14 protein-coding genes and 1 pseudogene are annotated in these 13729 nt (G+C 69.3%); 5 read left to right on the top strand and 10 right to left on the bottom strand.

All coding sequences use genetic code 11. The features are described from left to right. Positions 1-158: 158 nt before the first annotated feature. From VNJ48_RS21445 to VNJ48_RS21455, 3 genes and pseudogenes are all read right to left on the bottom strand, one after another. Positions 159-626 (bottom strand): GNAT family N-acetyltransferase, encoded by a 468-nt coding sequence (locus VNJ48_RS21445; RefSeq protein ID WP_325605832.1) that lies wholly within the window; start codon positions 624-626, stop codon positions 159-161. A 169-nt stretch (positions 627-795) separates the two neighbouring features. Continuing rightward, positions 796-903 (bottom strand): annotated as a pseudogene (locus VNJ48_RS21450) (hypothetical protein); the annotation flags it as partial. Positions 904-933: 30 nt separating this feature from the next. Continuing rightward, positions 934-1410 (bottom strand): SRPBCC family protein, encoded by a 477-nt coding sequence (locus VNJ48_RS21455; protein ID WP_325605833.1) that lies wholly within the window; start codon positions 1408-1410, stop codon positions 934-936. Positions 1411-2052: 642 nt separating this feature from the next. Here VNJ48_RS21455 and VNJ48_RS21460 point away from each other — a divergent pair. Together VNJ48_RS21460 and VNJ48_RS21465 are read left to right on the top strand one after the other, a co-directional pair. Next, positions 2053-2880, top strand: a complete 828-nt coding sequence (locus VNJ48_RS21460; protein ID WP_325605834.1) for a hypothetical protein — start codon at positions 2053-2055, stop codon at positions 2878-2880. A 267-nt stretch (positions 2881-3147) separates the two neighbouring features. Next, positions 3148-3837, top strand: a complete 690-nt coding sequence (locus VNJ48_RS21465; RefSeq protein WP_325605835.1) for a DUF4386 domain-containing protein — start codon at positions 3148-3150, stop codon at positions 3835-3837. Positions 3838-3847: 10 nt separating this feature from the next. Here the strand turns inward: VNJ48_RS21465 and VNJ48_RS21470 are convergent, their stop codons facing one another. After that, on the bottom strand, positions 3848-4444 hold the full coding sequence (locus VNJ48_RS21470; protein ID WP_325605836.1) for a TetR/AcrR family transcriptional regulator: 597 nt from the start codon (positions 4442-4444) through the stop codon (positions 3848-3850). Positions 4445-4532: 88 nt separating this feature from the next. Here VNJ48_RS21470 and VNJ48_RS21475 point away from each other — a divergent pair, with 88 nt between their 5' ends. Both VNJ48_RS21475 and VNJ48_RS21480 read left to right on the top strand, forming a co-directional pair. Further along, a complete protein-coding gene (locus VNJ48_RS21475) occupies positions 4533-5129 on the top strand; it encodes a flavodoxin family protein (protein ID WP_325605837.1) in 597 nt (198 codons plus the stop codon). Continuing rightward, positions 5129-6166 (top strand): NAD(P)H-dependent flavin oxidoreductase, encoded by a 1038-nt coding sequence (locus tag VNJ48_RS21480; protein WP_325605838.1) that lies wholly within the window; start codon positions 5129-5131, stop codon positions 6164-6166. Before VNJ48_RS21475 ends, VNJ48_RS21480 begins: the two co-directional genes overlap by 1 nt. Before the next feature lie 50 nt (positions 6167-6216). Here VNJ48_RS21480 and VNJ48_RS21485 read toward each other — a convergent pair whose 3' ends face one another. The 3 genes from VNJ48_RS21485 to VNJ48_RS21495 all read right to left on the bottom strand — a co-directional run bounded on the left by VNJ48_RS21485 (position 6217) and on the right by VNJ48_RS21495 (position 9491). Continuing rightward, a complete protein-coding gene (locus tag VNJ48_RS21485; protein ID WP_325605839.1) occupies positions 6217-6726 on the bottom strand; it encodes a PGPGW domain-containing protein in 510 nt (169 codons plus the stop codon). 111 nt (positions 6727-6837) lie between these two features. Next, complete coding sequence (locus tag VNJ48_RS21490) at positions 6838-8106, bottom strand: MFS transporter (RefSeq protein ID WP_325605840.1); 1269 nt, start codon at positions 8104-8106, stop codon at positions 6838-6840. Then, positions 8103-9491, bottom strand: a complete 1389-nt coding sequence (locus VNJ48_RS21495; protein WP_325605841.1) for an FAD-dependent oxidoreductase — start codon at positions 9489-9491, stop codon at positions 8103-8105. Before VNJ48_RS21495 ends, VNJ48_RS21490 begins: the two co-directional genes overlap by 4 nt. Positions 9492-9556: 65 nt before the next feature. Between VNJ48_RS21495 and VNJ48_RS21500 the strand changes: the two genes are divergently transcribed. After that, the gene (locus VNJ48_RS21500; RefSeq protein WP_325605842.1) at positions 9557-10408 is read left to right on the top strand and encodes a metalloregulator ArsR/SmtB family transcription factor; all 852 of its coding nucleotides are present in this window, start codon (positions 9557-9559) and stop codon (positions 10406-10408) included. A 22-nt stretch (positions 10409-10430) separates the two neighbouring features. Here the strand turns inward: VNJ48_RS21500 and VNJ48_RS21505 are convergent, their stop codons facing one another. From VNJ48_RS21505 to VNJ48_RS21515, 3 genes are all read right to left on the bottom strand, one after another. Then, positions 10431-11012: a hypothetical protein gene (locus VNJ48_RS21505; RefSeq protein WP_325605843.1), complete on the bottom strand. Its 582-nt coding sequence runs from the start codon at positions 11010-11012 to the stop codon at positions 10431-10433. A gap of 126 nt (positions 11013-11138) precedes the next feature. Further along, entirely contained in the window at positions 11139-12260 is a 1122-nt protein-coding gene (locus tag VNJ48_RS21510; protein WP_325605844.1) for a DUF2855 family protein, read from the bottom strand. Continuing rightward, a complete protein-coding gene (locus VNJ48_RS21515; RefSeq protein ID WP_325605845.1) occupies positions 12257-13684 on the bottom strand; it encodes an NAD(P)-binding protein in 1428 nt (475 codons plus the stop codon). Before VNJ48_RS21515 ends, VNJ48_RS21510 begins: the two co-directional genes overlap by 4 nt. Positions 13685-13729: the final 45 nt, after the last annotated feature.

Below are 13729 nucleotides of genomic sequence, written 5' to 3' on the forward strand. Positions count from 1 at the left end.
AGCAAACGACGCATCCGACGCTGCCTCAAGCGCTACATCGCCCGCCAGATCTTCCGCACCCTCGCCGCCGCCAACACCCCTGACACCCCGGACCCGGCCCTGGCTGCTTGACACACATAGAAGCGTCTCCGCGAGCCGATCCTCAGCCGGTCTGTTCGTTAGGTCAACGACTTGATCATGTGCGTGCTGCTGACCCGATAGCCCAGCTGGTCATAAAGCTGCCGGGCAACGAGGTTGTGTTCGAAGACGTGCAGCCCGAGCGACGTGGCCCCGTGCTCGCCCACATACTGCTCACCAGCAGCCATGACCGTTCGACCAAAGCCCTGCCCGCGCATCGCTGGGTCCACCTCGACGTAGTACACGAAGGCCGGCCGGTCGCCAGTGTGTACACATAGCCACAACAGGCCGATCCGTCGGCCCTCCTGCTCAGCGATCAGCAGATGATGTCCTGAACTGTTTAGGCCTTGTGGCAGCAGCTTGGCGTACTCGCCGGCCGCCCACTCCTGCGCCGTTTCGGCGGCGATGTTGCCTGCCTGCACCTGCTGCTCGCCATAGCGTTGTACAGCTCGCGGCTCCCACTCATCGAACTCAGCCGAGGTCATGGCTCGCAAGGTCACTGACGGCACGCGGACAGGCTAGTCGGGCCGACTCTCCGTGCCCCATCGGAGTGGCGGGACCCTTGAACTGGTCCACTCATACGAGAGTTCTGCTGGGGTGTTGCTGGTCCAGGTGGCTGCGTATTCCGGGGGGTTATCCAGCGAGGAGTGCGCTGCCGGTAGGTGTTGTACTCGATTCTCAAGCCTCGACGATGACTGGGCTTCGTGCAGGGGTAGCGAACTCCTCGACGTTGATGAGCTCGTCGCGGACCCGGCTGTTGGAGGACTCCACGAACGGATTCGCCCAGGGCGAGCCCGTCGTGGGTCACGGATCTACTCATCGCGGTGGCTCTGCGATCACAGCGCTCTCGCGGTCCGTGCGTTCCAGAACACTCTTGAGCCGGCGCATCTCGCCCTCGACGTCGGTCGCCAACCAAGACTCAAGCCTGCTGTCGAGCAGCCATCGAACCGCGGACGCGAACGTGAAGGTCAGGGTCCGCGTCACCGCGGTGATGCCGTCTCCCGGTCGGCACTCCAGCCGACCCACGAAGTCCACCATGGCGTCCGCAGGACCCGGTAAAGAGATGATCTCCACGACGTCGTCGCGTCGCGTCACCATCTGCGTCGTCAGGGGAGCCGGGAGGCCCATGAGGGACGGCCGAAAGCGGAACACCGTGCAGTCCGGCGCTCGCCGGACCCACCGGATCGACCTCAACCGTGGGTCGATCTCCTGGTATGCCCCAACATCGAGGATGAAATCCGTAATCTCGTGTGCGGGACGTGCGATGTCGATGGTGAAGCTCCCCGTTGCCATGGCAACCAGCGCAACATCGGTGTCGACCGATGTCAACACCGGGCCGAGTTCATGGGCGACGTGGTCCGCGTAGTCGAGGCGAGGTCGCTCTGCTCAGTTGCCTCCCCGGTGACGTCAATCGGGTGCGATGCGAGTCCAGGTGGCCGGACGGGCAGAAGCAGTGCTCAAGGCAGTGCCTCGGAGACATTCCGCCTTGTTGCACGAGACATTGCGAGCCGAAAGGCTGGGCGAGCACACGGCAAATTCTTCGGGATTCACTCCGCAGCATGCACGTGATGCACCCGCTCGCTGAGCGACGTCCCTGCCAGACCCTGGCCGCGCTGCCCGCGGTTTCCCGCGAGCCGATCGGCTCGCGGGACCGATGGCCTGTCGGTGACGGCATGCCATGCCACCCAACTGGTAGGCCTGCCGGACTCCGTGGCTGCGGAGGTTCGCATACACGGAAGGGTCGAGGTTGAGCGGGGGCCAAGACCCCGGAGTACGCGTCACTGTCGGATGCCGAAAGCCCTGCTCCGCCCGCCGCGGTGCTTGGCGAGGAATGGTTCTGAGGGGCCCACGGCATCCGCTCCTGTCGCGATCGCTCGGCTGTGATGCGCCACAGGGCGACCCCGGGCTGTCGGTGTTTCATGTCAACATGGAGAGATGATGCTGAAGCTCTTGGACCAGTTCCGCGACATCGAGTCGACGGAGAGCGAGGGCAAGCCGTCACGGCACACGGGGCGGTTCCTTCGTGAGGTGGAGATCGAGCTCAACTGTGACGACACGTTGAACGCGCAGCTCACCCACGAGCTCAACGCTGCACGCGAGGAGAGTGCGGCGCTCGAGGGCGACGACGGCGCCCGATGGGTAGTCGTCGGTTTCCACAGCTACTCCGTCTCCAACGGCGGGGCGTGGCACTTCACCGTCGCGTTACGCGAGGTCGAGGAGCTGCGCGCGGAGAGTCTTGAGTTCCTCGGACTCAGGCTGGCGCCGTTGCACTTTGAAGAGAGCGCGGACCGCGACGGCTCGCTGGTGATCGTCGCAGCGGTTGCGCCGGGTGCCGAGGAGAGTGAGACGCTCGAGCACCACATCGTGGAACAGTGGACGCGGAACGAGGGGGAGGCCACCCCCTACTTCGACCTGCGGCGAGTCGGAGTGCAGGACGAGCCCCTGCAGGTGCGCTTCGGACGATGCCTGTGGCAGAAGGGCGAGGGCGGGGCGCGTCGGCACCTGCTGGTCTTTGTCGCCGCTGACGGTGACGACGACGACACCCGCCGCGGGTTCGTCGGCATCAACGAGCCACGCGGGACCAACGCGGCACGTGCCGCGCTGCAGGGCCGTGAAGTTGCCGAGGCCATCATCGACGAGCTCGGCCTCGCCGGCTTGCTGTCGCAAGAGGCAATAGAGCGCATCCGCCAGCGCGGCGAGTCGGCATGGGACAAACGCTTTCGCGACCTCAACGAGACAAGCGATCTGTCCCTGTTCCACTAGCTCGGTGGTCGATCGGCGCGTGGAGCGAGCCCGCGTCTGGTCCCGTGCTGGTCACACTCCGGCGCGACGATCGGCTGGCAAGGTGGCCTGCCAAGGGGGGTCCGAACACGTTGGCGACCGGCGTGTCCCCTGTCGCAGATCGCGCAACGTCAAGAGTCTCGAAGGCGGTGGGTACGCTCACAGGCCCCCAGCTTTGACAGGAGTACGCCGTACACCTTAGCGTCCACACTGACGTGTACGCCGTACACCATTTGCTGAAGGACCGCCGTGAACCTGTCCCGCCCGATCGCCGTCATCGCCGCACTGTTCTTCCTGCTCACCGAGGTGGGCGCCATCACCGGACGTGCCCTCTACGGCCCGATCCTCACCAGCACCGACTACATCACCGGCTCCGGCGCGGACGACCGGATCCTCTGGGGCGCGCTGTTCGAGCTGCTCCTGGTGATCGCCGCGATCGGCACGGCCGTGACGTTGTACCCGATCGTCAGGCGGCAGCACGAAGGAGTCGCGCTCGCGTTCGTTCTGGCCCGGCTGGTGGAGGCGGTCGCCATCATGATCGGCATCCTCAGCCTCCTGACCATTGTCAGCCTGCGCGAGCAGTACGACGGGTCGGCCGACCCCGACACCCTCTCTCCCGTCGGCTCCGCGCTGCTGGCCCTGCACGACTGGACCTTCCTGTTCGGACCCAACTTCGCGCTCGGTGCCGCCTCGGTGCTCTTGGCCTACCTGATGTACGCATCAGGCCTCGTTCCTCGCGCCATCGCCGTCCTGGGACTCGTTGGCGGGACGCTCATCTTCGGCTCCGCGATCGCGGTCATGTTCGGCGCCTACGAGCAGACGTCCGCGCCCGGCCTGCTCGTCGCGCTCCCGGTCTTCGCCTGGGAGCTGGCGCTCATCGGCTGGCTGCTCGTCAAGGGCTTCCGGCCGGCGAGCATCCTCACCACCTCAGCCGCCTGAGACTCAGCAGTCAGGCTGCGATCCCCAGCATCAGCGCGGAGGTCGGCCAGAGGCGATCCATGACGCTCGGGTCGTTCATGACCTTGGCGAAGAGCACGGTGCCCTCAACCTGCGCCAACAGGTCGCGAGCGCTCTCTGCAGTTGCCCGGTCTGCAGCGATGCTGCCGTCCTCGGCCGCGGCTCGGAGCGCTGCGGCAAGCAGCGAAACCTGGTCCTCGAACACCGCGGACACCGCCTGCGCCACGCCTTCCTCGTGGCTCATCTCGAGCGCCAGGTTGCCGAAGAGGCACCCGAACATCGTGCCGGTCGAGGCGTGTTCGTCGCGTTGCGTCCTTGCTTGGAGCGCCAACAACCGCTCCACCCGCTCGAGGGGTTGGTGGTCCTCGGCCAACGCCTCGAGCCAGTGTGGGCGCTGGAGGGCCCAGGCCGAGGCGACCACCTCGACTGTGAGCGCCTGCTTGGACTCGAAGAAGTGGTAGAAGCTGCCCTTGCGAACCTCGGCCGCCGCACAGATCTCGGCCACGCCTACACCGCCGTACCCCCGAGCATGCAGCAGCTCGCTCGCCGCGGTGACGAGCCGTTCACGCGCATCGCTTGGTCTTCCCATGCCCCCACAGTAACCATCCGGTCAACTACCACTTGCCACATAGTTGACCGGTCGTCTAGCATGGTGCCTCATCCACGAAAGGGACCCCATGTCAGTCAATGTCTCCATCGCCTACCACAGCGGATTCGGTCACACGGAGCGCCAGGCACGCGCCGTCGCGATCGGCGCCGAGTCCGCCGGCGCGACGGTCACCCTCCACGACGTCACCACCCTCGATGACGCCCTGTGGGCAGCGTTGGCCAGCGCTGACGCCATCATCTTCGGCTCGCCCACCTACATGGGCACTGCGTCTGCGGCGTTCCAGACCTTCGCCGAGGCGAGCAGCCCGATCTGGGCCGAGAGCGGGTGGCGCGACAAGATCGCCGCCGGATTCACCAACTCCGCCGGGATCAACGGCGACAAGCTCAACACGTTGGAGACCATGTCGCTGTTCGCCGCCCAGCACGGGATGACCTGGGTCTCGCTCGCACTTCCCCCCGGCGGTCAGTTCACCACCACGGGCAGCGAGGACGACCTCAACCGCCTCGCCGGATTCCTGGGTGCGATGGCGCAGTCCCCCTCGGACGCCGACGCAGAGAACGCGCCGCGCGAATCCGACCTCCGCACTGCACAGCACCTGGGGGCGCGCGTCGCCCAGGTCGCCATGCAGGTCGAGCGAGGCCGAGCAGTCCTCGCAGGTGCCTGATGACCTCTCTCCAAGCCCTGCTCGGCATCGAGCACCCCATCGTGCAGGGCCCGTTCGGCGGGGGGCTGTCGTCCGTCGAGCTCGCCGGCGCGGTCTCGGACGCTGGCGGCCTCGGCTCCTTCGGCGCTCACATCATGACTCCCGATGAGATCACCGATCTGGTCAAGCAGCTCGAGCAGCGCACCTCAAAGCCGTTCGGGGTCAACCTGTGGGTGCCGATCCCCGGCGAGGAGGTGCCCCCGACGCAGGCGGAATGGCGAGACCACGTCGAGCGGGTCGCTGGAGTGCTGGCCGAGCTGGGCCTCCCCGAACCAGAGCTTCCCGGGATCGGCCCGAGCTTCGAGTCACAGATCGAAGCCCTGCTCGCGGCTCAGCCACCGGTGATCAGCTTCGTCATGGGCGTGCCACCTGCCGACGTGCTCGCCGAAGCAAAGGCGCGGGGCATTCGCACGATCGGCACCGCCACCACAGCCGACGAAGCCGTCGCCGTTGCCGAATCGGGGATGGACGCCGTGGTGGCATCGGGAAGTGACGCCGGCGGCCACCGGGGGGCCTTCCTCCGCCCGGTGGAGGACTCCCTGGTGGGGACGTTCTCGCTGATCCCCCAAGTGCGCGATGCCGTCTCGATCCCGGTGATCGCGGCCGGCGGGATCGCGGACCGACGAGGAGTCGTTGCCGCCATGGCCCTGGGGGCCGACGCGGTCCAGATCGGTACGGGCTTCCTCGCCACGACCGAGTCGGGAGCCAGCGACGTCCACAAGGCGGCCCTGCTGAGCGAGGACGCCAAGGTGACCGTGCTGACGCGACTCTTCTCGGGTCGGCATGCGCGGGCGATCCCCAACCGCCTGATCCGTGAGCTCGCCGCCGCCGAGTCCGCCGTGGCGCCATACCCCTGGCAGGGACACCTCATGATGCCGATCCGCAGAGCCGCAGGGCACGAAGGGCGGGCGGACTTCGTCAATCTGTGGTCAGGTCAGGGGGCACCTCTCGTACGGGCGCGCTCGGCCGCCCACTACCTGGAGTCACTCCTGGGCTGACGCCGGCCGGCCACCCCACCGGTTCCCTGCCGCGGAACGCCTGACCTGGACTAGCAGGCCGACGAGCAGAAGGACCGCCGGGCGGGCCGGCGCCGTTCTGGCACCGCGGGGCGAGCAGCGTCAATGTCCACCATGGGCGTCACGATGGGCGTCACCACGGTGGGAGCTCCTCGGAACCGCCGATAGCTGTAGCCGAGGAGGGTCAACGCGACGGCCGCGGACGCGAGCTGCGACACACCGACGAACGCGCCACCGGGCAGCCACCAGGCCTCCGCCAGGGGCCACCACCCCGGAGCCGCTGGCGAAACGATCCACACCACCCCGACCGGGAGGACCAGGAGAGCTGAGGTGGAGGATCCGAGAAGGCGGCCACGCGTGGCGACCCCATGAGCGGCGGCCTGGAGAGCGCGCTCCCGGACCATGTCGACGCGGCGTTCGGCCCAGTCGTGGTCACGCGAGAGCAGTAGCAGCCCGGCGAGGGTGATCAGCAGCCCCGGCCCGGGCAGCGGGATCGCCGCCAACCCGCCGAGCAACAACAACCAGCCCGCCGATTCACGCACGATCCTCTGCGCCGCGCGCACTGCTCGTGCCGTCGTCAGGTCGCCCGAGCGCCGAGGGTTCGCCATCATGTGAGGTCGCCTCTCGGTCGGTGGGGTGGGAGGTGGCGGAGATCACAACGCGCGTTCTCCCCCGGGATATTCCGCGCCCGCGCGCTGGGGCGTGGCCCAGAGCATCAGCACCGCGGCCACACCGGCCAGCGCTGCCAGCACGAGGAACGCGTCGGCGTACGACCCGAGGGCCTGTGCCAACAACGCGCCGGCGAACGGGGCGAGGGCGGCGGCGGCCAGCGCGGGTGCTGTCAGGATGCCGTTGAGGGTGCCGTACGCCTCCGGACCCCACCGGTCGGTGACTGCGGTGGCGTGGACGAGGGTGTAGATGCCTCGCGCCAGCCCCAGCGCCATGCCGATCACGATGAGCAGGCCGGCGGAGTCGGGGGCCAGCGCCAACGCTGCCGTGGCGACAGCGACTCCCGCGACCACGATGACCCCGCGCGACGTCACCGAGGTGGCAGCCGCGAACCGGGCATATCCCAGCCGACCCGCCACCTGACCGACGCCGCCGAGACCGAGCGCGACGGCCGCGAGGTTCCGGCTCATCCCCTGCTCGACCAGCATGGGCACGAGGTTGATGACCACCGCAAAGACCGAGAGCGTCGTCAAGGTGCCGGCCAGCGCCAGCAGCACGAAGGGAGCACTGCGCACGACGGACGCCACGTCCGCCTTCGGGGCGTGGTGCGACGGGCGGGGCGCGTCGCGGTGCTGCGTCCGCCAGGGCGCGCCGAGGCCCCACCAGTGGAGCGGCACCGTGATCAGCACCAGACCGGCCAGGAGCACGAGGTAGGCCACCCGCCACCCCCACGCGTCGTCGAGGACCGAGGCAAGGGGGGCGAAGACGGTGCTGGCCAGGCCCGCGACCAGCGTCAGCGTCGTGAGGGCACGGACTCGCTGAGCGCCGCCCCAGTGGGTGAGGGCGGCGAAGGCGGGTGGATAGAGGGTGCCGGCCATCGCGACGCCGACCAGGACCCAGCCGAGGTAGAAGACCGCCAGGTTCGACGCCAGCGCCACGGCGAGGAGCCCCGGTATGGCGACGAGTGACGCGGCGGTCATGACGACCCGGGGACCGTAGGCATCGATGTGCCGTCCGACCCAGATGCCGACCCCGCCCGAGACGAGCTGGCACACGGAGAACGCCCCGGTGACCGCGACGCTGGACCAGCCCGTGTCGGCGGTGATGGACGACTGCAGCGCCGCGAACGCGTAGTAGAGGACGCCCCACGAGACGATCTGCACGGTGCTGAGCACCCCGACCACCCGCCGGAGCCCGGCGGCGTCGAGCGCACCGGGCTGCGGAGACCGCTGGGTGGTGTCGGTCTCGGTCACTGGCACCCGCCGCCGACCGCGGCCAGCTGCGGCTCGGCCGCGGCGGGGCCGCAGCACCCGCCCTCACCGGCGGAGGCCGCCAGCGATGTCTCCGCGTCGTCGAACGCCCCGGCACCGTTGCACACGCCCGTGGCGGGCAGCACCAGCTCGACCCGGCCGGCTGCCTCGAGGTCACCGTCCAGGGCGGCCATCACGGAGCGGACCTGCTCGTAGCCGGTCATTGCCAGGAACGACGGCGCCCGCCCGTAGGACTTCATCCCCACGAGAAAGAGCCGGTCCTCGGGCTGGGTCAGCTCCTGGTAGCCGTGCGGCTCGACGTCGCCGCAGCTGTGGTGGTCCGGGTGGATCTGTCCGGCCAGGATGCGCGCGGCACCGAGGGCGGGGTCAAGGTCGAGGCGCACCTCGGAGAGGAAGCCGAAGTCGGGGCGGAAGCCGGTCACCACGATGACCTCGTCGACGTCGGTGACCTGTTGGTCGTTGGTCGATGTGATGGTGAGGCGGCCGTCGTCCTGGGTGGTGACGGACTCGGTGCGGAACTCGGTCACGTGGGTCACGAGCCCACTGGTGGCGGCCGCCTTCGCGTCCTGGCCGAGCTTGCCGCGCTGCTCGAGCTGGTCGTTGTCGCCGCCGCCGAACGCGTCGCCGACCGAGGGGCGTCGCAGCAGCCAGGACACCCGGGTCGCGGAGTCGGTCGTCGCCAGCCGTGCGAGCCCGACGAGCACGCCCTGGGCCGAGGCGCCCTTGCCGGCGACGACGACGTGCTTGCCGGCGTAGCGGGAAGCCGACGCGGCGTCGGCGAGGTCGGGGATGCCGTAGCTGATGCGCTCCGCGTTCTCGGTCTCGCCGAGCGCGGGATATCCATCGGCGCCGAGTGGGTTGGGTCGGGTCCAGGTGCCGGAGGCGTCCACGACCGCGCTGGCGAGCAACCGCTCAGGGCCGTCCAGGCCTTCCACGTGTACGGCGAACGGGTCGCTCTCGCGCCCGGAGTCGACCATCAGGTCGCGGCCGGCGCGGCCGACGCCGGTCACCCGGGCGCCATACCGGACCGAGCCACCGGAGGTGCCGGCCAGCACGGCCGCGAGCGGCTGCAGGTAGTCGCGGCGCCACTCGCCCCCGGTGGGATAGCGCGAGTCGTCGGGGGCCGTCCAGGTGTCGGCCGCGTCCAGGAGGCGACGCGCGGCCGGGTCGACGAGCTCGGCCCAGGACGAGAACAGCCGCACATGGGCCCAGCCTCCCACGGCCGCGCCGGCGTCCGCCCCGGCTTCGAGGACGACGAACGGCATGCGGCGCTCGACGGCGTTGGCGGCGGCAGCCAGCCCGATGGGGCCGGCACCGATGATGACGACGGGGTCCTGCATGGCGTTCTCCTCTGGGTTCCAGTTCATCGACACACGTCGATGAAACAGACTGTATCGACAGGCATCGATGAAAGCAAGGTACGCTGGACGACATGACCACTTCGCGGATCGCCCCGGACGCCGGGGTCGCTCTGGGCAAGGACGAAGCCGAGAACTACGCCGACTGGTTCGCCGTCCTGGCCGACCCGACGCGGGTGCGCCTGCTCCACACCCTCTCGACGTCGCCGGCCGGGGCGATGCGCGTCGGAGACCTCGCCGCCGCCCTGGGTGTCAGCCAGTCCACTTGCTCGCACCACGTCGAGCTGCTCAGGAAGGTCGGCTTCGTGGCCGTCGACAAGGTGGGCACCTCGAGCATGGTCTCGGTCAACGCCGCCTGCTGCACCGGCCTTCCGCACGCAGCGGACGTCATCATGGGCACCCTGGCTTCCGCGCCGTGCTGCCCCGCAGACCTACCGGCCGACGTCACCACCCGCCCGGTGGTCGACGGCGACATGGCGTCGGTGCTCGACATCTACGCCGAGGGCCTGGCCACGCGCAACGCCACCTTTGAGACCACGCTGCCGTCCGCCGACGAGCTGCGTTCGCGGTGGCTGCCCGGCCTCGCGTGGGTCGCCGACCTCGATGGCGAGGTGGTGGGCTGGACGGCTGTCACGCCGGTGTCGAGCCGCGAGTGCTACGCCGGCGTCGGTGAGAGCTCGGTCTATGTCGCGGAGGCCGCGCGCGGACGAGGGGTCGGCAAGGCGCTGCTGTTCACCCAGGTCGTCGAGGCAGACAAGGCCGGCCTGTGGACGCTCCAGACGTCGATCTTCCCGGAGAACCGCGCCAGTCTCGCGCTGCACCACTCTGCCGGCTATCGCACGCTGGCCGTCCGCACCCGCATCGCCCAGCTCGACGGCGTCTGGCGGGACACGGTCCTGCTGGAGCGCCGGAGCGAGGTCAACTGAGGCCCACCGAGACGCCGCTCGCTCAGAAGAAGAGCCGGTAGACGAACCAGTAGCCGACCCCGAACAGAATCATGCCGGCCATCGCGACCGACATCACCACCGACATGACGGCACGTCGACCGGCGCCTTTCGTGTCCGGGGCGTCGCCGTCCAGGTCGCCCACGACGAGCTGTTGCTGAGCGCGCAGGAAGTCCTGGTAGACCCCACCCCACCTCATGCGGCCGGTGTAGGTGGCCCACCGCCCTTGGCTCAGGTCGACCAGCATGGGCAGCTCGAACAGGGCGAAGCGCTTGGCGGGGCGCCGGTTGAGCTGCTCGAGTGCGCTCGCGTCAGCCGTGTTGCACACCAGGACCGGCAGGACCGCGGCGCCGGTCTGGAAGCCCCGGGGCATGCCGCCCTTGGCTTGCTCCGCCCACCGGAGGGCCAGCGCAGTGAACTCGCGGACGTGGTCGCCAGTGGCGTGCTCCACGCGGCCGAACAGCACGAACGTGTGCAGCCGGGTGAAGCCCCACCTCCACCTGAAGACGGCGCGACGCACGCCGGCCAGGAAGGTCGTGGGATCTGCTTGGTGCGCTTGGTAGCCGGCAGCAACCAAGCGCTGCACTTGTTCATCCACCCACTGCTGCGACCGAACCGCGTGACTCTGGATCACTCGTGCCTCCCCCGACTGACGTCTGTCTGAACGGCGGACATCATGTCGCATGCGAGGGCTGCCGCAGACAGCGGCGGGTCAGTTCTCGGAGAGCAGGACCATCGCGCCCTCGGACGGGGCGGTCCGTCCGGCGACGGTGTTGAGGTAGGCCGCGGCAGCGGCGTCGCGACCTCGGTGCCAGGTGACCGTCATCAGCGGGGCGGACGGGTCTCCCACCCGGGTCACGAACCCCTGCATCGCCTCGCTGATCCGGCGCATGAGCTCGCCCCTGCCTTCCTTGGCCGCCTGCCGCTCGAGCTGGGCGGGAGCGAAGAAGAAGACCGGGTCTGGCCCGGGAAGGGGTCCGCTCTCGCTGGAGGTGGGGGCGGCGTCCCAGTGGGTGAGCCCGACGGCGCAGTCGTGCTGGAGACCGGCGCACCGGGTGTGCACGTCGGCCCTGACGTCGGCGCTGCCGGACAGGTCGACGTAGACCACTGTCCGGTCGGGGTCCAGGGTGTCGATCTCGTCGTAGCCGAGCACCCGGTCGTAGAGCCCCAGCCGACAGGTGGACTCCACGTGTGCCGGGGAGGTGAGCCCGACGATCTCCGGCCGCTGCCCCTCGGTGCCGTTGCCCAGGGCGTAGGCGATGCCGTACGCCGTCTTGCTCGATGCGCTGCTGATGAGCACTGTCTCGGCCCCGAACCAGGACTCCTGCGCCAGCCAGTCCGCGATCAGGAAGGAGGTGGTGAACAGCGGTCGCAGCAGGGCGCTGTAGGCCTCGTCGGCCAGCCCGTCCTGCGGCTCGCCGGCCACGGTCATGTAGCGGTTGTACGGCGCAGGCAGCGCGCTGCGATGGCCGGACCCGTCGGTGAAGCCGCCCTCGTTGACGCTCGTGGGCGTCATCACGACCTCGGACGCGAACGGCAGGAAGCCGTACACGCGTCGGCCTTCGGGCAGCTCCGGGTGGCGCGACTCGGACACCGCGGCGTACCCCCAGACGGGGATGCAGCCGAAGGCCGGGTCTGCTTGAGGGAAGAAGTCCCAGTAGTTCATCGCGTCGCCGAGGGTGGCGTAGGTGACGTTGTTGGCGCTGAGCCCGAAGTGATCGACCCGGAGGCGGACCTGGCCAGGCTCCAGTGGCGCGGGTTCGCTTTCGTGCCAGCGGGTCTGCGCGATGTCGGCGCGGTCGGTCTGCAAGGTGAAGGCGCGAGGGAGGTTCACAGGACTCCTGATCGTTGGGCGGTGGTGGTGGCGAGCAGCTCGGGAAGGTGGGCTCCGGCCGCCATGGCGGTGTCGCGGAAGCGTCCGAGGACCTCGACCCGCGCCGCGTCGGCGGGGTCGTCACGGTCCACGGAGCGGATGGCGGCGGTGAAGCCGTCGAGACGGGACGCGGCGATCCACCGGCGCAGCTCGCGTTCTTGCGACCACCGCAGCTGGTTGAGCATCGAGGCGGCCTGCATGGTGAGCCAGCTCTGCGGCGCGTCCGGCAACGGCACCACCGAGCAGATCTCGTTCTTGACCTCGTCGGTGTCGTAGTGGGCCTCCACGAAGGCGATCATCGCAGCGCTGAAGGTGGGCTGGAAGGGACGGACGAACTGCGGGGTGATGCAGTCGCCGTCGAAGACCGGCACCGGCGGACGCAGCTGGGCGGCGCTCGCGGAGCAATCGACGTAGAGCCAGTCGGGGCCGGCCGGCACCGTGCCCTGCTCGAGGACGATGCGGGTCGGCTCGAGCCGGACCACTCGCCCGAGCCGGACGACGTCGCGGATCCTGCGCAGCTGCTCGACCTCGGCCCGCGACACGACGGCCGCGTGGTACATCCGCGGCTCCACTGCCGGGTCGAGCCGCAGCAGCTGGCAGCTGTCCTCGAGCCGGCGGAGCAGGTCGGGCACGGAGTCCGCCTCCGCGATCGCCGCCATCTGACTGGTCATGGCCTCGAAGGTGTCGACGAGGAACTCACGCCCGGGCTGCACGTTGGCCCGGTCCTGGAACCACGAGTCGCGCGGCATCACCCAGGTGATGAGGTCCGGGTCGACGCCCTGCGCGATCAACCACAGGCACGCGTCGATCCCGGTCTTGCCGGCGCCGACCACGACGTACCTCGCCGGCGGCGCCGCGATCGTGGCGAGCGCGTTGATCGGGACGCAGGTGACCTGCTCGTCGACCTCGTAGCGCGGCGGGTGCGTGGCCGGGACGGCGGTGTTGAGATAAGTCGTGTCCACGACCTTCTTGCGGACCCTCACCTGACGGGACTCGCCGGTCAGCAGCGAGCGGACGACGTGGCCACCGTCGTCGGTCCGCTCATGGACCGCCATCGGCGCGTGGTCGACCCGGCCCGTGCTCACCAGATCGGCCATCACCTGCTCGTAGTAGGCCAGGATCTGCGCCACCGAGGCGCGCTCGGTCATGCCGGTGTTGAGCGGGTCCGGGTCGCTCCCGCCGGCGCTCAGCTCGCGGGAGTTGACGCCGTAGTACGCCGACGGCTGGTGCAGCCGGACGAACGGGTAGGCGTCGTTCCAGTGCCCGCCCGGAGCGTGGTGCCGGTCGACGAGGAGCACGCGGTCTTCTGCCTCGGCGGTGAGCGAGTCGGCGAACGCCATCCCGACCGCGCCGCTGCCGACGATCAGGTAGTCCGTCTCGAGCACGGAGTTCACGCTAGGCTGGGTTTCGTTGAGCATAGTCAGACGGTA

It is taken from the genome of Nocardioides sp. (assembly GCF_035576065.1).
In the GTDB taxonomy this organism is placed as follows: Bacteria; Actinomycetota; Actinomycetes; order Propionibacteriales; family Nocardioidaceae; genus Nocardioides.

Excerpts from the sequence above, each read along its gene's own strand:
- VNJ48_RS21455 (WP_325605833.1), bottom strand. The coding sequence starts at position 1,410 with ATGGCAACGGGGAGCTTCACCATCGACATCGCACGTCCCGCACACGAG.
- VNJ48_RS21460 (WP_325605834.1), top strand. The coding sequence starts at position 2,053 with ATGATGCTGAAGCTCTTGGACCAGTTCCGCGACATCGAGTCGACGGAG.
- VNJ48_RS21470 (WP_325605836.1), bottom strand. The coding sequence starts at position 4,444 with ATGGGAAGACCAAGCGATGCGCGTGAACGGCTCGTCACCGCGGCGAGC.
- VNJ48_RS21475 (WP_325605837.1), top strand. The coding sequence starts at position 4,533 with ATGTCAGTCAATGTCTCCATCGCCTACCACAGCGGATTCGGTCACACG.
- VNJ48_RS21480 (WP_325605838.1), top strand. The coding sequence starts at position 5,129 with ATGACCTCTCTCCAAGCCCTGCTCGGCATCGAGCACCCCATCGTGCAG.
- VNJ48_RS21495 (WP_325605841.1), bottom strand. The coding sequence starts at position 9,491 with ATGAACTGGAACCCAGAGGAGAACGCCATGCAGGACCCCGTCGTCATC.
- VNJ48_RS21500 (WP_325605842.1), top strand. The coding sequence starts at position 9,557 with ATGACCACTTCGCGGATCGCCCCGGACGCCGGGGTCGCTCTGGGCAAG.